General features: G+C 64.4%; 21 protein-coding genes. 5 read left to right on the top strand and 16 right to left on the bottom strand.

The features are described 5' to 3' along the window. Window positions 1-8 precede the first annotated feature (8 nt). The 4 genes from AC1C2N_RS07695 to AC1C2N_RS07680 all read right to left on the bottom strand — a co-directional run bounded on the left by AC1C2N_RS07695 (window position 9) and on the right by AC1C2N_RS07680 (window position 4644). A complete protein-coding gene (locus AC1C2N_RS07695) occupies window positions 9-539 on the bottom strand; it encodes a DinB family protein (protein ID WP_495433529.1) in 531 nt (176 codons plus the stop codon). A gap of 86 nt (window positions 540-625) precedes the next feature. Beyond that, window positions 626-1840, bottom strand: a complete 1215-nt coding sequence (locus tag AC1C2N_RS07690; RefSeq protein WP_495433527.1) for a serine hydrolase domain-containing protein — start codon at window positions 1838-1840, stop codon at window positions 626-628. 171 nt (window positions 1841-2011) lie between these two features. Next, complete coding sequence (locus AC1C2N_RS07685) at window positions 2012-3685, bottom strand: alpha-amylase family protein (protein WP_483406171.1); 1674 nt, start codon at window positions 3683-3685, stop codon at window positions 2012-2014. 5 nt (window positions 3686-3690) lie between these two features. Continuing rightward, window positions 3691-4644, bottom strand: a complete 954-nt coding sequence (locus AC1C2N_RS07680; protein WP_495433526.1) for a TIGR03885 family FMN-dependent LLM class oxidoreductase — start codon at window positions 4642-4644, stop codon at window positions 3691-3693. 130 nt (window positions 4645-4774) lie between these two features. On the opposite strand from AC1C2N_RS07680, the gene AC1C2N_RS07675 reads away from it, so the two are divergent. The 3 genes from AC1C2N_RS07675 to AC1C2N_RS07665 all read left to right on the top strand — a co-directional run bounded on the left by AC1C2N_RS07675 (window position 4775) and on the right by AC1C2N_RS07665 (window position 7669). Further along, on the top strand, window positions 4775-5077 hold the full coding sequence (locus tag AC1C2N_RS07675; protein ID WP_483406173.1) for a DUF2470 domain-containing protein: 303 nt from the start codon (window positions 4775-4777) through the stop codon (window positions 5075-5077). A gap of 196 nt (window positions 5078-5273) precedes the next feature. Next, on the top strand, window positions 5274-5924 hold the full coding sequence (locus AC1C2N_RS07670) for a biliverdin-producing heme oxygenase (protein ID WP_483406174.1): 651 nt from the start codon (window positions 5274-5276) through the stop codon (window positions 5922-5924). 47 nt (window positions 5925-5971) lie between these two features. Beyond that, window positions 5972-7669 carry a long-chain-fatty-acid--CoA ligase gene (locus AC1C2N_RS07665; protein WP_495433525.1) on the top strand — a complete coding sequence of 566 codons (1698 nt, stop codon included), beginning with the start codon at window positions 5972-5974 and terminating at the stop codon, window positions 7667-7669. Between the two features lie 3 nt (window positions 7670-7672). Here AC1C2N_RS07665 and AC1C2N_RS07660 read toward each other — a convergent pair whose 3' ends face one another. Then, the gene (locus tag AC1C2N_RS07660; RefSeq protein WP_483406176.1) at window positions 7673-8968 is read right to left on the bottom strand and encodes an ATP-dependent DNA helicase; all 1296 of its coding nucleotides are present in this window, start codon (window positions 8966-8968) and stop codon (window positions 7673-7675) included. A 137-nt stretch (window positions 8969-9105) separates the two neighbouring features. On the opposite strand from AC1C2N_RS07660, the gene AC1C2N_RS07655 reads away from it, so the two are divergent. Further along, on the top strand, window positions 9106-10227 hold the full coding sequence (locus tag AC1C2N_RS07655; protein ID WP_495433524.1) for a hypothetical protein: 1122 nt from the start codon (window positions 9106-9108) through the stop codon (window positions 10225-10227). 160 nt (window positions 10228-10387) lie between these two features. Here AC1C2N_RS07655 and AC1C2N_RS07650 read toward each other — a convergent pair whose 3' ends face one another. From AC1C2N_RS07650 to rpmB, 7 genes are all read right to left on the bottom strand, one after another. Next, a complete protein-coding gene (locus AC1C2N_RS07650) occupies window positions 10388-12463 on the bottom strand; it encodes a bifunctional copper resistance protein CopD/cytochrome c oxidase assembly protein (protein ID WP_495433523.1) in 2076 nt (691 codons plus the stop codon). A 140-nt stretch (window positions 12464-12603) separates the two neighbouring features. Further along, complete coding sequence (locus AC1C2N_RS07645) at window positions 12604-12891, bottom strand: HU family DNA-binding protein (protein ID WP_108392266.1); 288 nt, start codon at window positions 12889-12891, stop codon at window positions 12604-12606. 297 nt (window positions 12892-13188) lie between these two features. Further along, complete coding sequence (locus AC1C2N_RS07640; RefSeq protein ID WP_483406179.1) at window positions 13189-15654, bottom strand: glycoside hydrolase family 65 protein; 2466 nt, start codon at window positions 15652-15654, stop codon at window positions 13189-13191. Further along, window positions 15651-16373, bottom strand: coding sequence for an HAD family hydrolase (locus tag AC1C2N_RS07635; protein ID WP_483406180.1), 723 nt, complete (start codon window positions 16371-16373; stop codon window positions 15651-15653). Before AC1C2N_RS07635 ends, AC1C2N_RS07640 begins: the two co-directional genes overlap by 4 nt. Before the next feature lie 225 nt (window positions 16374-16598). Then, entirely contained in the window at window positions 16599-16904 is a 306-nt protein-coding gene (rpsN, locus tag AC1C2N_RS07630) for a 30S ribosomal protein S14 (RefSeq protein WP_108392272.1), read from the bottom strand. 3 nt (window positions 16905-16907) lie between these two features. Further along, a complete protein-coding gene (gene rpmG / locus AC1C2N_RS07625; RefSeq protein ID WP_108392274.1) occupies window positions 16908-17075 on the bottom strand; it encodes a 50S ribosomal protein L33 in 168 nt (55 codons plus the stop codon). Further along, window positions 17075-17311, bottom strand: coding sequence for a 50S ribosomal protein L28 (rpmB, locus tag AC1C2N_RS07620; RefSeq protein WP_108392276.1), 237 nt, complete (start codon window positions 17309-17311; stop codon window positions 17075-17077). Before rpmB ends, rpmG begins: the two co-directional genes overlap by 1 nt. 326 nt (window positions 17312-17637) lie before the next feature. Here rpmB and AC1C2N_RS07615 point away from each other — a divergent pair, with 326 nt between their 5' ends. Further along, entirely contained in the window at window positions 17638-18174 is a 537-nt protein-coding gene (locus tag AC1C2N_RS07615; protein WP_495433522.1) for a hypothetical protein, read from the top strand. 67 nt (window positions 18175-18241) lie between these two features. Here AC1C2N_RS07615 and AC1C2N_RS07610 read toward each other — a convergent pair whose 3' ends face one another. The 4 genes from AC1C2N_RS07610 to AC1C2N_RS07595 are packed head-to-tail and all read right to left on the bottom strand — an operon-like array spanning window position 18242 to window position 21349. Then, window positions 18242-18646, bottom strand: a complete 405-nt coding sequence (locus AC1C2N_RS07610) for a Fur family transcriptional regulator (protein WP_483406182.1) — start codon at window positions 18644-18646, stop codon at window positions 18242-18244. Window positions 18647-18690: 44 nt separating this feature from the next. Then, entirely contained in the window at window positions 18691-19548 is an 858-nt protein-coding gene (locus tag AC1C2N_RS07605) for a metal ABC transporter permease (protein WP_495433739.1), read from the bottom strand. Beyond that, entirely contained in the window at window positions 19548-20396 is an 849-nt protein-coding gene (locus tag AC1C2N_RS07600) for a metal ABC transporter ATP-binding protein (RefSeq protein WP_483406183.1), read from the bottom strand. Before AC1C2N_RS07600 ends, AC1C2N_RS07605 begins: the two co-directional genes overlap by 1 nt. Next, the gene (locus AC1C2N_RS07595) at window positions 20393-21349 is read right to left on the bottom strand and encodes a metal ABC transporter solute-binding protein, Zn/Mn family (RefSeq protein ID WP_495433521.1); all 957 of its coding nucleotides are present in this window, start codon (window positions 21347-21349) and stop codon (window positions 20393-20395) included. The genes AC1C2N_RS07600 and AC1C2N_RS07595 overlap by 4 nt, the downstream gene beginning before the upstream one ends. Between the last annotated feature and the right edge of the window lie 6 nt (window positions 21350-21355).

Here is a 21355-nt window from a genome sequence, read left to right as displayed (position 1 = left end):
GCGAACCGTCAGACAGCGCGTCGCGCGGTCACATCCCACAGGTGGTGGATCGGATCGTGGACGAGATAACGTCCGAGCGTCTCGACGGTGAATACCGCACCGTCGCTGCGCCGACCGGTGCGGGACACCGCATCACGGGGAACCGCCTCGAAGGCGTCGGCCAGCTGATTCCCCGCTGAGACGAGTTCAGCGGACACGAAAGCGGGATCGAGTTCCGCGTATCGCTCCGCGACTGCGGTGGCATCCTGATCCCAGTTCTCGAACAGCGGATCGTCGTCGGAAAGCATCGCGGCGAGACGCGAGGCGAAGATCCGGAACACATCCCTGACGTGAGCCGCGTACTCGAGCGGTGACCACGTGCTGTCATCGGGACGAACCCGCACCCGGTCGTCGCGCATCACCGCGGGCCATGCCGCGGTGTTCTCGCGAATGATGGCCGGCACGTCGGCGAGCCGCACGGCACTCGCATCGAAACCGCACTCGGGGCAGGGGCGCGCAAGCACCCAGGTCCAGTTTTTGGTGTCCGGGACGATAGGCATGACCCAACACTAAGCGGAGCCGCTCTCTCACCGGGAGAGGAAAACCGCCGCCGACCGTCGAGTTACGGCCACGCACGGTGCCCGCTTCAGCACACGCGACCCGCGGCGAGCTGTGCTGACATCTGCTCCTCGGACCAGGGCAGCCCGATCTCGGGCGGACTCCCTTTGCCCGACGGCGCGGCCTTCGACGCAATGGCCGCCAGCTTCATGGCGAGCGTTTGGGCGAACTGCTCGCCAGCGCTCGAGTTATTGAGCATCACGACAACGGTCAGACCCGATTCCGGGTCAGCGAGCATCGCGGAAATGTGGCCGGGCATGTAACCGGACTGGCCCCGCATCGGTCCCACCTGGACGGCACCCGGGCCGTACGACTGCCAGGACGGGGCCCCTTCCATCGGCATCGTCTCCCACGCGGCATCCTTCGTTTCCTGGCCGCGGAGCGAGCCGACCGCGAGGGCCTGCACGTACCGTTTCAGGTCACCGACGGTCGACACGACGCCGCCAGCGGCGAAAACCATGGAATTCGACAGCAGGGACTCGTCATACGGTGCATCGCATGCGAACGATCCGTCCGGTTGCCTGCGCCCTTCCCAGCCGGTCGCGAACGGTTTGGGAAGGGTCAGGTCGTGCGGGCCGGGGTATCCGCTGTTCTCCATGCCGAGCCGCTCAAAGACGTAGTCGTTGTAGAGAGAGGCCATGTTGGACTGCGTCGCCGCCTCGAGCGCGAGTCCGAGAAGTACGTAGTTCGGTTCCGACGGGAAGTACGTCGTTCCCGGTGTGGCGACGGCAGGGTAGGAGACGCCGTGCGAGACGAGCTCGAGGGGCGTCCAGAGCCGTTGCGGATTGCTCGCGAACATCTGCTTCAGTTGAACCGGGTAGGCGCCGAAGCCCGACGTGCTGCGACAGAGCTGTCCCAGGGTCCTGCCTTCCACACCGACAACACCGGGAAGATAGTCTGCGACGTCGTCATCGAGCGACATCTTTCCGGCATCGACGAGGCCGAACAGCACATCGCAGGTCATCGGCCTGGTGTTCCCACCGATCCGGAAGTGCATGTCCAACGTCATCGGTGCTCCGCCCGGCGTCACTGTTCCTGCAGCCTCGGTCCAGTGTCCCGACCATGGGGCCCAGACTCCGACGACGGCACCGGATGCCGCAGCGAGCGACATTGAATCGGCGAGCGCCGCGTTGAGCTGTTCAACCGTCGCGGCGGGAAGATCACCCGCTGCCTGTTCCGGCAGATCGATCGGCGTTTGCATCGGCCCGGTCGCGCACCCGACGAGCGCCGCGACGAGGCTCATTGCGACAGCAAACGCAGCAAAGCGCGCGCCTGTGGATCGAACAGTTCTCATCCATCCCCCGATGGCTCAACGAGGGGCGATCATACCTACCGGCGGTCACACCTCTGAGAGGCCAAAGACAGGTGGAGTCAATCCGTTATGCGATCAAGACATCGCCGGAGCGCGCCGCCGTCAGTAGAGGCGCCTGCTCCCCGGCTCGATCACCCGAAGCCACCGGTAGCCGTAGCCTCCAAGTTCGAATTCAGCGGCACCGTCATCGGAGAGCGTGACTTCGCCGGTGGTGAGCAGGTCGACAAGCCGGGTACCTTCAGCCGTTTCAGGAATGGTGAGCTCGAGGCTCACGGGATCCGGGCCGAAGTTGTGCAGTGCGACCATGCGGCCCTCCGACGCACTCACGACATGCGCCATTACCGCTCTGTTCGGCTGATCGAGCACCTCAAAGTCGCCCCAGCCGATCTCCGAGGAGTTGCGGTAGGTCCTGATGAGCGTCCTGATGAAACTCAGCAAAGAGTCCGGCTCGTGGCGTTGCTCCGCCACGTTGACGAACCGTGGCCCGTAGCCATCGTCCACCACCGGCGCTGTCAACCGCCGCGGTTTCGCGTTCGAGAAGCCACCGTTCGGCTCGGGCGTCCACTGCATCGGCGAACGAACCGCCTCGCGCCCACTGATCTCGAGGTTCTCCCCCATACCGATCTCTTCACCGTAGAACAGCACGGGCGTGCCGGGCATCGAAAAGAGGAGGCTGTACGCCATCCGTATACGTCGCGGGTCACCGTTCAGCATCGTTGGCAGCCGGCGGATGATGCCGCGACCGAACACGCGCATGTCCTCGTCGGGAGCGAACGCGGTGAAGACCTCGTCACGCTCGCCGTCGCTGAGCTGGTCGAGGGTCAGCTCGTCGTGGTTGCGGAGGAAGTTCGCCCACTGCGCGGGTTGCCCGAGCTGCGGGCGGCTCGCCAGCGCTTCGGCGAGCGGTGCCGCGTCTTCCCGCGCGAGCGAGAGATAAAACTTCTGCATGGCGACGAAATCGAACTGCATGGTGAGTTCATCGAAAGCTTCTCCTCCGAAATACGTGAGCTGCTCCTCGCGCGGGAGGTTCACCTCACCGAGGAGGATGCCGTCTCCCGTCCGCCTGCCGAGGAACGCCCTGAGCGACTTGAGGTAGTCGTGCGGGTCTCCGTACTCATCTCCTGAAACGGCCCCTGGATCTCCCTCAATAAAGAAAGGAACGGCGTCGACGCGGAACCCGCTGAGTCCAAGCTCAAGCCAGAACCCCATGATCTTGGCGATTTCTTCGCGCACCGCGGGATTCTCGACATTGAGGTCGGGCTGGTGACGGTAAAACCTGTGCAGGTAGTACTCGCCCGTCTTCTCGTCCAGCTCCCACACTCCGGTTTCTTCGCCGGGAAAGACGGTCTCCGGCTGGCTCTTGGGAAGGTCCTTCCGCCAGACATAGAAGTCGCGGTACGGCGAGGTCACACTCGAACGGGACGCCTTGAACCACGGATGCTGGTCAGACGTGTGATTGACGACGAGATCGGCGATCACCCTCATGCCCCTGTCCTTCGCCATGCGAAGAACCTCGACGAGGTCGCCGTGGTGGCCAAGCCTCGAGTCGACCCCGTAAAAGTCAGTGATGTCGTACCCGTCATCACGGTCAGGCGTCGGATAGAAGGGCATCAGCCACAAACACGTCACGCCCAACTCGGCCAGGTAGTCGATGCGTTGGGCGAGCCCGGCAAAGTCTCCGACGCCGTCGTTGTTCCAGTCCAGGAATGTCTCGACATCCAGACAGTAGACGACGGCGTTCTTCCACCAGAGATCGGCGGTGTCGGTCTTCTTCATGTCGTTCATGCAAACTGCCCGAGCACGCGGTCGCCGAAGACATCGAGGAACTGGTCCTGCCCAGTCCCGACGTGGTGCAGGTAGATCTCATCGAAGCCGAGGTCTACGAACTCGGCGATCCTCGCCGCGTGCCACGCGGCATCCGATGAGACCAGAACACTCCCCCGCACATCCTCGGGCCTGACGTGGCGCGCTGCCTCGTCGAACGCTTCAGGAGTGTCGAGGTCCCAGCTGACCGGTGCCGAGAAGACGTTGGTCCGCCACTGCGTGTGGGCGATGGCGAGCGCTTCGTCGTCTGTGGCCGCATAGCTGAGGTGCACCTGGAGCACGACGGGCCCGCGACCGCCGGCACCGCGGTACGCGTCGATGATGCGGCGGAGGGCGTCCGGCTCCTGCAGCACTGTCGCGAGGCCGTCAGACCACGGCGCGACGAAGGCCGCGGTTTCCGGGCTTGTCGCAGCGCCAAGCAGTGGAGGCGGAGCATCGGGCAGTGTCCACAAGCGAGCCCGGTCTACTGTGATCAGGCCATCGTGGGTGACCTCGTTTCCGGCGAGCAGTTGCCGCATGACATCGACGCTCTCGCGCAGCCGGTCGTTTCGCAGGCTCTTTCGAGGCCAGCCATCCCCGGTGATGTGCTCGTTGACGTTCTCGCCTGAGCCAAGCGCGGCCCAGAACCGACCCGGGTACATCGCTTCGAGCGTCGCCACAGCCTGCGCGATGATCGCCGGGTGGTACCGCTGACCAGGAGCGTTGACCACACCGAGCTTGAAGCTTGTTGCCTGCAGCGCGGCACCGAGCCAGGACCACGCGAACCCGGAATGCCCCTGGTCGGTTCCCCACGGTGCGAAGTGGTCGGAGCACATTGCGGCGCCAAACCCCACCTCTTCCGCCCGGATCACCGAGTCGAGCAAGCGACCGGGGTGGATTTGTTCGTGGGATGCGTGGAAACCAAGGATCACTGCGTGTGCCGCCTTTCAGGTCATCCCGAGCCTAGGGAGTCGCGATGAACCCGGACCAGCCCTCGCGTTTGCCGCCTGTTCCGTGGTATCCACATTGACTTTTCACGCGGCAGTGGGCTGTGATGAGGGCATGGCAGGTCACAACTTCGACTCGAGCGTCGTTGACGCGGTTCTCCGGCACATGAACAGCGATCATTCCGACGACAACCTCCTCATCGCGAGGGCGTTTGTGGATCAGGACGCCTCGGCGGCGAGGATGGTGGGCCTCGACGGAGACGGTGGAACGTGGCTCGTGCGGGTCGGCGGCGTGGAGCGCGAGGCCCGGGTTCCCTGGTCGACTCCGGTCACGGAACGCCCCGAGATCCGCCGGGAGGTCGTTGTCCTGTACGAGGCGGCGTGCGCCAAACTCGGTGTCCCCGCACGCGACCACTGATTCGCTGCCACTCGGCATCCGCTCGCACCCGCCATCGACTAGCCGTGCGACCATCCCATAACACGCTCGCGCCGTCATTACCAGTCAGCGACCGAACTCAGCGTTCTGCCTAGTCGGTTTCGATAGAATAACGCTGACCGTGACGTTTCCCACACCGTGAGCAACAGCAACGCAACCGCCGACGACGGAGTCCCTCATGTCAGTCATTCCCTTCTCGCAGGAGCTTCGTGAGCGCACTCGCACGAGTCACTCCGAGAGCGAAGGCGCGGATTTCATGGGCGACCTGATGAGCGGCAAGGGAACGGTCGACGATTACATAGCCCTCGTGGCCCAGCATTACTTCATCTACGAAGCGCTCGAGGCCGCAACGGAACGCATGAAGAACGACCCGGTGGCGCTCCCATTCATCTCAGACAAGCTGACACGGCTTCCAGCGATCGAGGAAGACCTGCGTTTTCTCATCGGTGACGGATGGCGCGACCAGATCAGCCCTCTCCCGACGACGGTGGCGTACGTTGCCCGCATTCGTGAGGTTGCCGCTGTCTGGGCCGGTGGCTTCGTTGCCCACCACTACACCCGTTACCTCGGCGACCTTTCGGGTGGCCAGGTGATCCGCACCCTCATGCAGCGCCAGTTCGGTTTCGAGACCAACGGTGTCGGATTCTACCTGTTCGGCGACATCGCCGAACCCAGACGTTTCAAGGACACCTACCGCGAACAGCTCGATGCTGTGCCGTGGGAGGAAGACGAACGGTCGCGCGTGATCGATGAAGTTCGCGTGGCGTACCAGTTCAATACAGATCTCTTTCTCGACCTCTCGCGTGCAAAGGCAGCGAGCGTGGCGTAGAGACCGCTTCCGTACCAGGATGCGTGAGTTCCAACCCGAGGAGAAGTGTGAATCCGTTTGAAAACAAGCCGTGGCTTGATGCCTATGCGCCGGGTGTGCCGCACGAAATCACCCTGCCGACGGGGTCGCTTGTCGACATGATCGAGGATGCCGTCAGGCGATTCCGGTCGAAGCCCGCGCTCGAATTCTTCGGGAAGAGCATGACATACGGCGAACTGGGCGCCGAGATCGGACGCGCGGCCGAGGGACTTCGGCGGCTCGGCGTGAAGAAGGGCGACCGGGTCGCTCTCGTGCTCCCCAACTGCCCGGAGCACGTCATCGCGTTCTACGCGGCGCTCCGCCTCGGCGCCGTGGTTGTCGAGCACAACCCGCTCTACACGGCGCGTGAACTCCGCCACCAGTTCGAAGACCACGGCGCGCGCGTCGTGATCGCCTGGGACAAAGTCACCGACACCGTTGCCGGGTTCCCCGCCGACCTTCCCATCGACGCCGTTGTGTCCGTTGACATCACCAAGTCGATGCCCTTGTCGACGAGGCTCGCCCTCCGCCTTCCCGTCAAGAAGGCTCGCACCTCGAGGTCTGCCCTCACGAGTGGGACCGTCACTCGCGGCACCACCGCCTGGTCACGCCTCGTCTCGCAGGGCACCCTGCGCAAGCGCCACCCGCGCCCGGATGTGCACGACCTGGCACTGCTGCAGTACACGAGCGGGACGACGGGAACCCCGAAGGGGGCCCAGCTCAGTCACTTCAACCTTCGCTCGAACGCCGAACAGGGTCGCGCATGGGTGCCTGGACTCCGCGAGGGAGCAGAGGTGTTCTACGGCGTCCTCCCCCTCTTCCACGCCTACGGCATGACCCTCTGCCTCACCTTCGCCATGAGCATGGGTGCACGCCTTGTGCTCTTCCCGAAGTTCGATGTCGACCTCGTCCTCTCCGCTTTCGCGAAGCATCCGGCCACCTTCCTCCCCGCCGTCCCCCCGATCTACGACGCGCTCGAGCGCGAAGCAGAGCGCCGGAAGGTCGACCTGTCCGGGATCAGGTACTCGATCTCGGGCGCCATGAGCTTGCCGGTATCCATCGTCGAACGGTGGGAGGAGTCGACGGGAGGCCTGCTCGTCGAGGGCTACGGCATGACCGAGACGTCGCCTGTCGCCGTCGGCAACCCGATGGGTCCCACCCGGCGGCCTGGCACGGTCGGCGTGCCATTCCCGAGCACGGAGATCCGCGTCGTCGACCCGGAGAACCCGTCGGTCGACCGTGAACCCGGTGAAGCCGGCGAACTCCTCCTCCGCGGGCCCCAGGTGTTCTCCGGGTACTGGAACCGGCCGACGGAGACCGCGGCCGTTCTCGACTCGGATAACTGGCTCCGCACGGGCGACATCGTCGAGGTGTCAGAGGATGGTTTCATCACTGTCGTCGACCGGGTGAAGGAACTGATCGTCACCGGTGGGTTCAATGTTTCTCCCTCAGAGGTCGAGGTTGCGCTCATGAGCCACCCCGACGTCCGGGAGGCCGCCGTCGTCGGACTGCCGCTGCCCTCCGGTGGTGAGCAGGTCGCCGCTGCCGTCGTGCTCAGGCCCGGCGCCGTTTTCGACGAGATCGGGCTTCGCGACTTCTGCCGTCACGGACTCACCGCGTACAAGGTCCCGAAGCGCATCACCGTCGTCGACGACCTGCCCCGTTCCCTCATCGGCAAGGTGATGCGACGTGAGGTCCGTGAGGCGCTGTTGAAGAAGGGCGCCTGACGCTCAGCGCTCGATGCCGCGCATGAACCGTTCGACATCCTTGTCGACGATGATGTCGCGCGGCCGCAACGGCCTGGTCAGGTACAGCCCGTCGAGTGACGTAAGCCTGCTCAGCGCGACGTAGGTCTGGCCAGGGCTGAATGCCCGGTCGCCGAGATCTACGATCGCGCTGTTGTAGGTCTTGCCCTGCGATTTGTGGATCGTGACGGCCCACGCGAGCCGCAGCGGAAACTGGGTGAATTCGGCGACGATTTCCTTCTTGAGCTTCTTCGTCGCCGCGAGGTAGCTGTACCGGTACTTCTCCCAGACGACGGGCTCGACCTCGAAGATGTCGCCGTCGACCTCGACGAACACGTTGACGTCGATCTTCGTCACCGTTCCGATGGTCCCGTTGACCCAGCGCTGGCCTTCGCCACCACCACCCGAGTCATTGCGCAGGAACATGACCTGCGCGCCGACCTTGAGCTCGAGCGACTCGTCGGCCGGGTATGACGCCTTGCCGAAGTCACCGCTGACCTCGGCCTCTGCCTTGAGCGCACGCCCGGGCAGCTTGGCGAGCGCCGCGGCGTTGATTCGATTGACTATGTCGTTTCGCGTCGCGAGCGTGATCGTTCCGTCGTCCGGTGGTGTCCTCGCCCCCGTGCTGTTGAGGATGCCGGCGATCTCCGCCGTGACCTGCCCGAACCGTACGGCGTTGAGCATGTGCTTGAAGTCGGCGTCTGCCTGCCGGTGGATTTCGGTGAGCTCGATGACCTTGAGCGGCGTCTCCTGCCAGACCTTGGCGTCGAAGAACCAGAACGACCGGTAGGTGTCGGCGATGTAATTGCGCTCATCACCCTGGCCGGGCACCGGTGCCAGCTGGTACGGGTCCCCGAACAACACGAGCTGCACACCGCCGAACGGTTCGTGCCGCCGCTGCCGTGCCTGCCGGAGGCTCCGGTCGATGGCATCCATCAGGTCGGCGTTCACCATGGACACCTCGTCGATCACGAGGGTGTCTATGGTGTTGAGCAGCTTCTTGAGCGCGTCGTTCTGGTCAATGTCGTGATCGGCGATCAGCCCGATCGGAAGCCGGAACAGGGAGTGGATGGTCTGGCCGCCCACATTGAGCGCGGCGACACCCGTCGGCGCGCAGATGACGATCTGCTTCTCGGTTTGCCACGACAGGTGGTTGAGCAGGGTCGATTTACCGGTGCCCGCTCGCCCCGTGACGAAAACGTGTTCCCGGGTTCCCTCGATGAGGTCGAACACGAACCGCTGCTCGGGAGACAGCTCGATCGTCGGTTTGGTCTGGGTCACGGATGCCTTCACTTCTTACGTCTGCACCTCAATGGTATGCGGCGTTCCTCAGGCTCTGGCGCGGGGCCTCGCCACACCGGCATCCGTCGCCCCGGCCGCTCACCCGTGCACGTGCCGCTTCCGCATAGGATAGCGGGGTGAGCCAGGTCCATGCCCCGCACGACTCCTATCCGCAGCAGGCCGTGCCCCCGGCCGGTCAGGAAACACCCAAACGCAGGAAAATGGACGAGAAGTCTCAGCTGCTCGTTACCTGGCTGATTGTGGGCGTGCTGCTCGTTGGCTCGACATTCGCCGCCATCGGCGCGCTCAACCGTGACGTGTACGGCCCGGGCGCCTTCGTTGGCACCTATCTGTCGGAACTCGCCGCAAAGGATGCCGCCGCAGCGCTCGCCATGCCCGGTGTCGAGATCAGCAAGGCCGATCTCAAAGCCGCCGGCCTGCCGGAGGCCGCCTCGGGTGCGTTGCTGCGGAGCGCGACGCTTGGTTCGATCGAAGAGATTACCGAGGTCGCAGACGAGGAGGTCGGCGACGGCATTCACGAGGTCACGTTCTCCTACGAAGCCGACGGCGTTTATGGAGAGTCAACGTTTACTGTCGCTCCCAACGGCACCCGGTTCCCGCTCATTCCTACTTGGAAGTTCGAGGTGAGCCCTGTCGCAGTCGTGAACCTCTCTGTCGAGCACGCCACGGCGTTCACCGTCAACGGGTTCGACGTCGACACTCGCGCGGTCGCTCCGGCCGAGCAGAAGCCGGCGTTCGACAACATCGTCAACCTGCAGGTGTTCACGCCTGGGCACTACACGTTCGAGACCTCGACCGAACTGCTTGAATCCGAGCAGGAAAAGGTGCTCGTCGATGTGCCGTCAGACATGCACGAGGCTGCGGTCACCGCTGGACCGACCGAGGAGTTCGTCGAAAAAGCACAGGAGGCTGTCAACGCCTCCCTCGATACCTGCGCAGAACAGGTGGTCCTGCAGCCGACCGGCTGCCCGTTCGGCATCGTGATCGACGACCGGGTCGACGGCGAACCGACCTGGTCGATGGATGAGTACCCGGAGATCACCCTTGAAGCCGGCGCCGAGTCGTGGCTCATTCCGTCGACAACGGGCACCGCGAAGATCGATGTCAACGTCCAGTCACTGTTCGACGGCTCGATCACCAACCACAAGGACGACGTCGACTTCACGATGGACGGGCACATCTACCTGCTGTCCGACGGCTCCATGCAGGCCCTCGTCACCGGTGAGCCGGCCCCGTAGGGCCGCACCCACGCTGCCCCTTTCGCCGAGAGCATCACTTCCGGTCGAGAACACCCCGCGCAACTGATGCGCTCGACCGGAACTGATGCGCTCGCGCACGGACTGCTCGCGGGAGCGACGGCGCTCGCGCGCCGCCGGTACGAGGTGCGCCAGGGGCCCGCTACGCGGACGTGCCCGGCCTTCCCTGGCCGGAGACCGCGTCGGACCTCTCCGAGCCTCTCGCGTCCACCTGGTCGTCATCGGATCCCGCCGGGGCCGCACCCGCGTCAGCCGCATCGGCCTTCGCCAGTCGCGCGAGCCGCTCGTTGTACTCGTTGAGTTCGGCATCACCGGTCCGGTCGGCGTTCCGGTCGAGGCGCTTCGCGTCCTTGGCGTCGCTGCGGCTCCACTGGATGGCAACGGTGATGGCGAGTGCGATGGTGGGCAGTTCGCCGATGCTCCAGGCTATGCCGCCACCGTTCTGCTGGTCGATGAGCGGCGGATCGCCCCAGGTACGCCCCATCGCGCCGAACCAGTCAGGGAGGAACAGGCCGACATTGGACATGATGGAGAGTCCGAAGAACGCGTGGGCAGCCATGGTCGCGAGCAGGACCAGCAATCGCATCGGATAACTCAGCCGCACCGGAACCGGATCGATGCCGATGATCGACTGCACGAACAGGTACCCGGTGAGCAGGAAGTGGACGATCATCCACTCGTGCCCGATGTGGTCCATCGTCGCCCAGCGGAACAGAGGCGAGTAGTAGAACACCCAGAGCGAACCGACAAACAACGCGGCCGCAACGATGGGGTTCGTGATGAACCCGGCGTATTTGGAGTGAACCGCGAGCAGGATCCACTCCCGGGGACCCCGGGAACCGTCGGTGCGCTTGTTGATCGCCCTCATTGCCAGCGTGATCGGCGCACCGGGCACGAGCAACACGGGCACGAGCATTGTCAGGCCCATGTGGCCAAGCATGTGCACGCTGAACAGGTAGTCCTGGTACGCCGCGACGCCACCGTTGGTGAGGTAGAACAGCACGAGCAGGCCGAGCACCCAGGAGACGGCGCGCAGCACCGGCCACTTGTCACCGCGGCGGCGCAATCGCACGACGCCGGCGAGGTAGAAGAAGATCCCGAAGGCGCAGATGAGCAGCCAGATCAGGTCGATGTTCCACACGGTGAAGTACCGCTCGGCGGTGAGCTCGGGAGGGAGGGGCTCGCCGGTGAGCAGCTCGGCCGCCGTCGGCGTACCGCCGAGTTCCTCGGGAACCGGCGTGGCGGTCCGGGCGAGTCCAGCCGCCAGGCCCGACGCAATACCCATGAAAGCCAGCTCGACAGACACGAGTACCCAGAAGTATCGTCCGACGGCGTTGGCCGCCACTGCCATCTTGCCGATCAGCCATGACCGCTGCAGTGCCCCTAATACCCCGAGCACGATGAGCGCCCCGACCTTCGCGAGCACGAGAATGCCGTACGGGGTGAACAACTGGTCCCAGGTGCCGACGCGGAGTGCCGCGCTCGCGTAGCCGGAGACGGCCACGACGATAAAGGAGACGAGCGCGATTGTCGAGTACCGCTTCATCACCGGGATGATCCTGTCGCTGCCGAGGGTGTTTCGCAGCAGCACGATCGTGATCAGTCCACCGAGCCAGACAGCGGCGAACACCAGGTGCAGCCCGAGCGCGTTGACGGCGGCGTCGTGGCCGGCGCTGCCGGCGGCGTGTCCCTGCTGCGCCATCGGCACGAGCGAGACCACGGCGAGAAGCCCGACGAAGACCATGAGAGTCTGGCCGCGCACGGCGAAGCACAGGACGGTGAGCGTCGCAGCGATCAGGGTGGTCACGAGCCAGGCCTGGCCGAGTTCCACATCGGTGAAGAACATGCCGAGCTTCGACCCGAACTGGTCATCGAAGCTGAGCGCCGTCCCCGTGACGTTGAGGAAGGTGAAGAACCCGGTCATTCCGGCGGCGACCGTGTACAACGCTGCTCCGGCAGCCGCGATGTCGAGGGCCTTGTGGTACTCGTCCTTCTTCGCGGAGAGGGCGAACAGGGCGAGCAGGATCGGACCGAGGGTCAGTGCGGCGCCGAGGTTCACGAGCATCTTCGCGATCGGCAGCCCGAACCTGACAACCGCACCCGGGTCACCGATGGGGCGTGCGTTCGCTCCGCCGCCGAAGGCCAGGGCAACGATCAGCGTCACGAATGCCGCGGCGATAAGGGCGGCTGGACCGGCTAGGCGGATTACTCGGGACACACGTCAAGACTACGTTGTCGTACCTGCACGCTGCGTCTGAGCGCAGCCGCCGGGAGCCGCCGGCTGCGACCAACGGATGCCGCGTTAACGCCGAAAGGGATGCCACTTTCGCGGCATCCCTTTCTGTGAAGCGGGGAAAGCTACTTTGCAGCGGCCTTCAGCTTCGAACCAGCGGAAACCTTGACGGAGTGGCCGGCCGGGATCTGGATCTCGGCGCCGGTCTGCGGGTTGCGGCCGGTGCGAGCTGCACGAGCGGTGCGCTCGACGGCGAGCCAACCCGGGATGGTGACCTTGACGTCGTTGCTGACCGAGTCAGCGAGCACGCCGAACAGCGAGTCGAGGACGCCACCGACGGTAGCCTGGCTCTGGTTGGTCTCAGCTGCGATCTTTGCAACGAGCTCGGTCTTGTTAAGCGACTTATCAGCCATTGAGTTGTCCTCCTCGGACTTTGCTTTCTACAGCCTGTTTATAACTGTCCGTGGGCATTTCTTCACCCACGGTGGGTCTGTCTGACCGCCTCGAATGTATCAGAGTTCCGCGTGTTTTCGCGGAATTGGGTGTCGTGTGAGGCATTTTTCTGCGGCGTGTCCCAGCATCGGTCCCTCTGGCGCCCCCCAAATCGACGTTTTTGACGCTCTGAGCGTAAATCCGCACGATTCCGCCGTAATTGCCCCCGGATGGCGAGCCACTCTCGTTGCTCCCTCGCGCAGCCGATCCCGGCGGTGCTACGGGTCAGTCGGTGCCGGGCCGGGCGCTGCTGACGGCAACATGATGCTGCCGTCCTCCCGGCGGTTCCGGCGCTTCTGCACCGGAGCGTCCTTGCGGATCGGACCCTGTCCATCGAGTGCGATTTCCGCGTCCCGTCCCGGTGCCACCTCGAACGATTCACCCCGGACGGTGAAGGGAACGGTGCCGTCCCCATCGACGACCGAGACGCGCATGGCATCCGCAGTCAGGTGGACAAGCAGCCGCGTCCCGCGCCAGGTCAGCCGGTAGCGAAGCTCCGACCACGTCGCCGGCAGTCGCGGGTCGAAGCTCAGCTCGCCGCCATAGTCCCGCATTCCCCCGAAGCCGTAGATGAGCGAACTCCACACTCCCCCTGCGGCAGCGACGTGCACGCCGTCCTGGCTGTTTCCGTGCCGGTTCTCGAGATCGACGAACGCTGTATCGATGAAGTAGTCAAGGGCGAGGTCCTGGTAACCGACCTCAGCCGCCATGATCGACTGCGCCACCTTCGACAGGCTCGAATCGCTCGTGGTGAGCGGGTCGTAGTAATCGAAGTCCGCGAGCTTCTCGTCGAAGGTGAACTGGTCGCCCTGCAGGTACAGCGCGAGAACGACGTCTGCCTGCTTGAGCACCTGGAACCGGTAGATCACGAGCGGGTGATAGTGCAGCATGAGCGGCTTGCGGTCCTCGGGCGTGGTCTCGAGGTCCCACACCTCGCGCTCGAGGAAGTGCGAGTCCTGCGGATGGATCTTGAGGCTCTCCGCGTAGGGGATCGTCATCGCTTCAGCGACCCGTTCCCACTCCTCGAGCTCCGAATCCTCGATAGCCAGGCGTTTCACCGCACGCGCGTACGCGTCAGGTCGCTCCCGCTCGAGCGTTCTCAGCGCTTCGATGGCGTAACGGAGATTGAACCTCGCCATCACGTTGGTAAACAGGTTGTTGTTGACGACCGTGGTGTATTCGTCCGGACCGGTGACGCCGTGGATCTCGAAGCGTTCTTCTCCATTGCGGCGCCAGAACCCGAGGGTGGCCCACATCCGTGCGGTTTCAACAGCGATGTCGATAGCCCCGTGGCTCAGGAAATCGATGTCACCCGTCGCGTGAATGAACTTCGCGAGCGCATAGGTCACGTCGGCATTGATGTGGTACTGCGCTGTGCCCGCTGCGTAGTACGCGGATGCCTCTTCACCGTTGATCGTCCGCCAGGGGAAGAGAGCGCCGGCTTCGTTGAGCTCCCGCGCGCGCTCGCGTGCTTTGGGCAGCATCTGCTCCCGGATCCGAAGTGCGTTCCGCGCCCAGAGCGGGCTCGTGTACGTGAGGAACGGCAGCACATAGATTTCGGTGTCCCAGAAGTAGTGGCCGTTGTACCCGTTTCCTGTGACGCCCTTTGCCGGCACGCCCAGGCCGTCGGCCCGAGCTGACGCCTGTGCGAGCTGGAACAGGTTCCAGCGCACGGCCTGCTGCAGTTCATCGCGCCCGGGGATCTCGACATCCGAGCGCGACCAGTATTCCGTCAGCCATTCCTTCTGCTTTGCGTACTGCGCCGTCACGCCAGCCGAAGCGATCCGGTCGAGAGTGCGCCTGCACCTGTCGATGAGTTCGCGCGTCGGCGTGGTCCGGGAGCTGTGGTAGCTCACGACCTTCGTGATTTTGACGGGATCTCCGCGCTTGGCGTCAACGGAGAAGACGTTCTTCGCGATATCGCCGTCGATGTATCGTTCGACCGTGTAATCGTTTGACGTCTCGATCAGGTGGTCCGCGGCCACGGCGAGCGTCATGCCGGAATGCGCCGTCTCGTAGCTCAGCACGCTTCGGTTACCGTCCTGCCAGCGCTCCTGCGGTTCGAATACCCGCTCGGACACCCGGCCTCCCGCGCGGGGATCGCTCTGTTGCGCGTTGCCGCCAACACCGCTGGGGCCGTCGTACTCGTCTTCACCGTCCTGCCGGTTGAGGATCTGGCAGGAAATGGTCAGGGGAGCATCGGCGTCGAGCACCGTCACCTCGAGGGTCATGACGGCCAGGTGACGCTCGGGGAACGAGACCATACGGCTCGCAGACACCTGCACTCGCTTACCCGATGGGGTCAGCCAGACGAGGTCGCGCCGGAGCACGCCGTCGCGAAAGTCCAGCGCACGCTCATAGCTGAGCAGATCGGCGTCACCGAGCGACAGCGGTTCGTCGTCAACGTAGAGCCGCATCACCTTGCTGTCGGGCGCGTTCACCATGATCTGCCCGACCTGGGCGAACCCATACGCGTCCTCAGCGTGGCGGATCCTCCAGGTCTCGTGCAGACCGTTGACGAACGTGCCGTGCTCGTAGGCCCTTCGCCCCTCGACGGCGTTGCCACGCATGCCGAGGTAGCCGTTGCCTACCGCGAAGAGAGACTCGGTCTCACCGAGGGTCTTGCGGTCGTACTCGGTCTCGATGAGGCGCCACGGGTCAACAGGAAAACGATCGCGGTTCATGCGTTGTTGCGCTCCTCGGTGGGGACTGATCCGTGCGCGTACACGGCAAGATCATCGATGACGACGTCGGCCCCGGCCGCGAGCAACGCGTCGCTGCCCGCTCCCCGGTCGACACCGACCACAAGGCCGAAGTTGCCAGCGCGGGCCGAGGCCACCCCCGAGATCGCATCCTCGAACACGGCGATCTCGGACGGACTGATCTGCAACTTTTCGGCGGCGTACAGGAACATATCCGGTGCCGGCTTACTCCCGAGCGCCTCCTCAGCCGCGACAACGCCGTCGACGATCACGGCGAATCGGTCCAGCAGGCCGGCGCTGGTGAGTACCCACCTGGCGTTCTTCGAACTCGAGACGACGCCCATTGGCATCCGCCTGGCGTAAAGCTCATCGACGAGGGCGAGCGAGCCGGGATAGGGGCTGATGCCACGCTCCTCAAGGACCCGTGAGAAGTAGCCGTTCTTGCGGTTCCCGATGCCACACACCGTATCAGCGGCCGGCGGGTCGTCTGGCGCTCCGAGCGGCACCTGGATACCGCGGGATGCCAGCAGGCTCGCGACGGCCTCATACCGCTGTTTGCCATCCAGGTATTCGAAGTAGTCGTCGTCGGTATACGGCTGGGAAACGCCCTTTTCGGCGAAGACTTCCGTGAACATGGATTGCCATGCGTACCGGTGCAGGTCAGCGGTCGGCGTCAGTACCCCATCGAGATCGAAGAGCACAGCGCTGACCTGGTCAAGACTCCGGAGAGCCGGGTGTGGTGCGTTCTCGTGCGCGTTCAGTGGGTACTCCTGAGTATCGGGTAAGAGTGTGAAACTGACTCTACGACAGAGCAGACCGGCCACAAGAACCTGGCCGTCAGACTTGCGCGCGGGTGGCCGGGGGCGTTAAAGACAAAAACGGGTGCCGGCCAGAAGGCCGACACCCGTTTCAGGGTTCGAGAGTGCTTACCAGCTCGACTTGGTGATGCCGGGCAGTTCGCCCTTGTGCGCCATGTCGCGGAAGCGGACACGCGAGATGCCGAACTTCGAGAGGTGGCCGCGGGGGCGTCCGTCAACAGCGTCACGGTTGCGCAGGCGCACCGGTGAAGCGTTGCGGGGAAGCTTCTGCAGGCCGACACGAGCGGCTTCACGCGATTCGTCTGTGCCGTTCGGGTCCACGAGGGCCTTCTTCAGCTCGAGGCGCTTTGCTGCGTAACGCTCAACGATAACTTTGCGCTGGTTGTTCTTCGCAATCATGCTCTTCTTAGCCATGGCTTAGCGCTCCTCTCGGAATTCAACGTGCTTGCGCACTACGGGGTCGTACTTCTTCAGTACGAGACGGTCGGGGTTGTTGCGACGGTTCTTCTTGGTCACGTAGGTGTAACCGGTTCCTGCCGTCGAACGAAGCTTGATGATCGGACGAACGTCCTGGGTCTTTGCCATTAGATCTTCTCCCCACGGGCCAGCAGGTCCTTGACGACCGACTCGATTCCACGAGCATCGATAACCTTGATGCCCTTGGCGCTCAGCGTGAGCGTGACGTTACGGCGAAGTGACGGTACGAAGTACGTCTTCTTCTGCACGTTCGGGTCGAAGCGACGCTTGGTGCGTCGGTGCGAGTGCGAAATGTTGTGTCCGAAGCCGGGAATGGCTCCGGTCACCTGGCAGGTTGCTGCCATGGTTCTCTCCTTCAGTACCGCAGGACTCTCGTCCTGCCCAAGATCTCTTGTCGGCACACGCAAACCACCCGAATGTGAAAGCCGAGGGAGTGTCTGTGCGATCCGAACGGGAGGTGCCCGCTCAGCCAAAGATCAATCGTACAGGAGAAATGGCATCCCGGCGAATGGACGTGGAGCAAGCGACAGGCACGCCCCGCCAAACCGAGGAAGCTGGCAGGCCGCTCTTAGCCTCCTGATAGCACCGCCGCGCACAATCGAGTTACAGGCAGCAGCCAATGAAACCACAGGTCCACAGAGAATCGAACAGGAGCACAGAGACCTCAAACATGCGTAAAGACACACCAAACACGAACACACCGAACACGAACGAGACCACCCCGAACGTGAACACGGGCGCACCAACGGTGGACCCGGACGCCCCTCGCGCTTACCCGCAGTCAGCGTTCACGTATCCCCCGGCAGAACCCACGGAGCAGCACACGGATTCCAGCCGACCCAGCGGCAAGCGCATCGCGCTGCTCAGCGTCGCAGGCGTCGCCCTCGCCGCCGTGCTCTTCGGCGGCGGCTTCTGGGCAGGAACCGCTGTCGACGACGGCCCGGGGATGTTCCACAGCACGTCGGACGACGGCCCCCGCTGGGGCGACAGAGGAGGCCAGGGCGGCCCAGGGGACGATGGCCGTGACGGCGGACCCGGCGACAGCGGCCACGTACGCCCGCACGACCTGGATCGTGACGAGATCGACCCCGACCGTGCAGCTCCGGACGAGACGACCCCGGAGGACGCCGAGTCGACCCCGGAGACTGATGAAGGATCCGACCCGGCTGACACCGAACCGGCGAACCCCTCGCTCTACGTTCGCTGACGCGCGCATCGCGTGAGCTCGCACAGCGCCCGCACCCGACCCCGGTCGGGTGCGGGCCTCTACGTTGTCAGGCCGTGGTTATCGCCCGCGAGCACTCGGCACAGTAGCCAAAGATGTCCACAATGTGCTGCGCCTCGGTGAATCCGTGTTCGGATGCCGTGCGCTTCGCCCACTGCTCGACCTCCGTTGCCTCGATCTCGACGGTCAGCCCGCACGAGCGGCAGATGAGGTGGTGGTGGTGGCCGGTTGAGGCACACGCGCGGTAAAGACTCTCGCCATCAGGTGACTGCAGCGAATCCGCCTCACCGACCGTGGCGAGATCCGCCAGGGCGCGATAAACCGTTGCCAGTCCGATCGGTGACCCCGCGTCGCGCAGGCCCTGGTGGAGACCCTGCGCACTGACGAATCCGTCGCGGGAATCGAGCGCTTCGCGAACCGCTTCACGCTGCCAGGTATTTCTCTTGACGGCCACGGCTCACCTCCGCAATTCGACTGTTGGAATGATCTTTGTCATGGCTAGCGTAGCCCCGGCCGCGTCTTCGTGCCGAGGCCGATGAGCCTCGCGACGAGGTAGATCGTGAACGAGATCGTCGTGATGTATGGGCTGATCGGGAGCGACCCTCCGAGCGCGAGCAGAATGCCGCCAACCGCCGCAACAAACCCGAAGACCATTGCGAGCACGGGCACCCAGAGCGGCGATGCCGACAACCGGAGTGCCGCTGCGGCAGGCGTCACGAGGAGCGCAAGAACGAGCAGGGCACCAATGATCTGAACCGAGACCGCGACGATGAGGCCGAGCAGCACCATGAACGCGAGCGAGACAAAGCGGGTGGGAACACCACGCGCGGCAGCGACGTCGGCATCGAGGCTGTCGAAGCTCAGCGGGCGCCACATCCACAGCAGTCCGGCGAGGACGACGATGCTGATCCCGGTCAGCCAGACCAGCTGAGGGTCGTCGACCGAGATGATCTGACCGGTGAGCAGCCCGAACTTATTGCCACTCCTGCCCGGATACAGGGCGAGGAACAGGATGCCGAGACCGAGACCGAACGGCATGAGCACACCGATGATCGAGTTGCGATCCCGCGCTCGCGATCCGAGCAGCCCAATCATGATCGCCGCGATGAGCGCACCCGCGATCGAGCCCGCGACGACATTGACACCGAACAGCAGCGCAGCCGCTGCACCGGCAAAGGAGAGTTCGCTGATGCCGTGAACGGCGAACGCCATGTCGCGCTGCATCACGAAGACGCCGATGAGCCCGCCGACGATCCCGAGGATGGCGCCGGCGATGAGCGAGTTCTGCACGAGCGCGAGCAGTTCACCGTAGTTCTCGAAGTTGAAAAGACGGGACCAGAGCTCGTCGAGCGTGATCACAGGACACCCTCCGCGTGGGAGTGGTGGTGATGGTGGGTCTCGCTGTCGGGGATTCCAACGACGACAACACGCTCGCCCGTGCGAAGCACGTCGACCGGCGTGCCGTAGAGCTCAGAGAGTACGTCGCTCCGAAGCACCTCATCGGGCGTTCCCTCACGGAACTGTCCGCCGGCGAGGTACAGGATCCGGTCGACCATGCCGAGCACCGGGTTGACGTCGTGGGTGACGAAGACAACGGGCGTCCCGTGCTCACGGCGTCGCCGGTCGATGAGCTCGGAGACTCCCCTCTGGTGCTGCAGGTCGAGACTGAGCAGCGGTTCGTCGCAGAGCAGCAGTTTCGGGTCACCGGCGAGCGCCTGGCCGACGCGCAGCCGCTGCTGCTCGCCACCAGACAGGTTGCCGACAGGCTCGTCGGCGTACGCGGTCGCGCCGACGGCCTCGAGCAGTTCGTCGACCTGGCGCTTTTCCGATGCGCGCGAAACGGGAAGTCCGAAGCGGTGTCCGTTCACACCGAGCGCAACGAGGTCGCGGGCTCGCATCGGCGTCCCACCCGGAATCAGTTTCTGCTGGGGAATGTAGCCGATCCTCCTGTCGCCACGTCGAACAGGATGCCCGTCGAAGTCGGCGGTTCCCGAGTCGAGCTTCTGCTGGCCGAGGATCGTCTTCAGCAGGCTGGTCTTGCCCGACCCGTTCGGCCCGAGCACCGCGAGAAACTCGCCGGCGCACACGTCGAGGGTGAGCTTGTTCCACAGCACGCGGTCTCCGAAGCTGAGTGCAGCGTCGGTGAGGCTCAGGACCGGTGCGGTGGGATGGCGGTGACCGCCTGGATCGGAGGGTGCACTCACGAGGCGAGCACGTCCGTGATGGCGTCGAGGTTGTTGGTCATCCAGCTCACATAATCCTCACCGTCAGGAAGCGTCTCAGCGAAGGAGACGACGGGGACGGAATTCTTGTCGGCAGCGTCCCGGACCTGTTTGGTTTCCGGGCTGCTCGTCTGCTCATTGTAGGCGAGCATCGCGACCTCGCCCGAGCTGAGGAGGTCGAGCGTCTCGCGGAGACTTGCCGGTGGCACATCAGTGCCTTCCTCGATCGCTTCGCTGAAGTCATCAGGCGTGAGGTTGTGAAGACCGGATGCCTCGAGCAGGTAGAGCGGGACCGGTTCGGTGAGCGCGACCGCAGTTCCGTCATTCGCTGCCTTGAGCTCAGCAGCGCGCCCGGTGAGCTCGGCGATGTCTTCGGAGAAGGCCGAGTAATTGGCTGAGTAGCTTTCGGCGTTCTCCTCGTCGAGGTGCGAGAAGGTGTGGGCAAGCGCGCTTGCCAGTGCGTCAGCGGCCGCGAGGTCGTACCAGACGTGCTCGTTTACCCCCTCGATGTGTTCGTGGTCGTGCTCCTCGCCCTCCGCGTGGTCGTGGTCGTCGGTCTGGACGGGCGCCCGACCCGACAGGTCGACGACGTTGACGAGTTCGACGTCGTCGCTCGCCCCGGCGTGGACGAGCGTGTCGATGAAGGGGTCGTAGCCGCCGCCGTTCTCGATCACGATGTCCGCTTTCGAAATGGCGAGCTGGTCCCGAGCACTGGCCTCGTAGCTGTGCGGGTCCTGCGCTGCGGAATCGATGATGCTGGTGACGTCGACGTGATCTCCCCCGATCGTCGACGCGATGCTGCCGTAGACGTTGGTGGAGGCGACGACACGCAACCCCGAGGGTTCGGTGGCGGCAGAATCTGCCTGGCCGGAGCATCCGGTCAGGAGAAGTGCTGCCACCGGGATCAGAACGAGAGAAGCGCGGAACGTGGTCACGAGAAA

The sequence above is a fragment of the Mycetocola sp. Y791 genome (genome assembly GCF_059445325.1).
The sequence above is the reverse complement of the archived record's forward strand: the minus strand, read 5'-3'. Positions and strand labels throughout refer to the sequence as shown.

Bases quoted from the DNA above. Each gene is read 5' to 3' on its own strand.
- AC1C2N_RS07695 (WP_495433529.1), bottom strand. From the start codon at position 539: ATGCCTATCGTCCCGGACACCAAAAACTGGACCTGGGTGCTTGCGCGC.
- AC1C2N_RS07690 (WP_495433527.1), bottom strand. From the start codon at position 1,840: ATGAGCCTCGTCGCGGCGCTCGTCGGGTGCGCGACCGGGCCGATGCAA.
- AC1C2N_RS07685 (WP_483406171.1), bottom strand. From the start codon at position 3,685: ATGAAGAAGACCGACACCGCCGATCTCTGGTGGAAGAACGCCGTCGTC.
- AC1C2N_RS07675 (WP_483406173.1), top strand. From the start codon at position 4,775: ATGGCAGGTCACAACTTCGACTCGAGCGTCGTTGACGCGGTTCTCCGG.
- AC1C2N_RS07670 (WP_483406174.1), top strand. From the start codon at position 5,274: ATGTCAGTCATTCCCTTCTCGCAGGAGCTTCGTGAGCGCACTCGCACG.
- AC1C2N_RS07645 (WP_108392266.1), bottom strand. From the start codon at position 12,891: ATGGCTGATAAGTCGCTTAACAAGACCGAGCTCGTTGCAAAGATCGCA.
- AC1C2N_RS07640 (WP_483406179.1), bottom strand. From the start codon at position 15,654: ATGAACCGCGATCGTTTTCCTGTTGACCCGTGGCGCCTCATCGAGACC.
- rpsN (WP_108392272.1), bottom strand. From the start codon at position 16,904: ATGGCTAAGAAGAGCATGATTGCGAAGAACAACCAGCGCAAAGTTATC.
- rpmG (WP_108392274.1), bottom strand. From the start codon at position 17,075: ATGGCAAAGACCCAGGACGTTCGTCCGATCATCAAGCTTCGTTCGACG.
- rpmB (WP_108392276.1), bottom strand. From the start codon at position 17,311: ATGGCAGCAACCTGCCAGGTGACCGGAGCCATTCCCGGCTTCGGACAC.
- AC1C2N_RS07615 (WP_495433522.1), top strand. From the start codon at position 17,638: ATGCGTAAAGACACACCAAACACGAACACACCGAACACGAACGAGACC.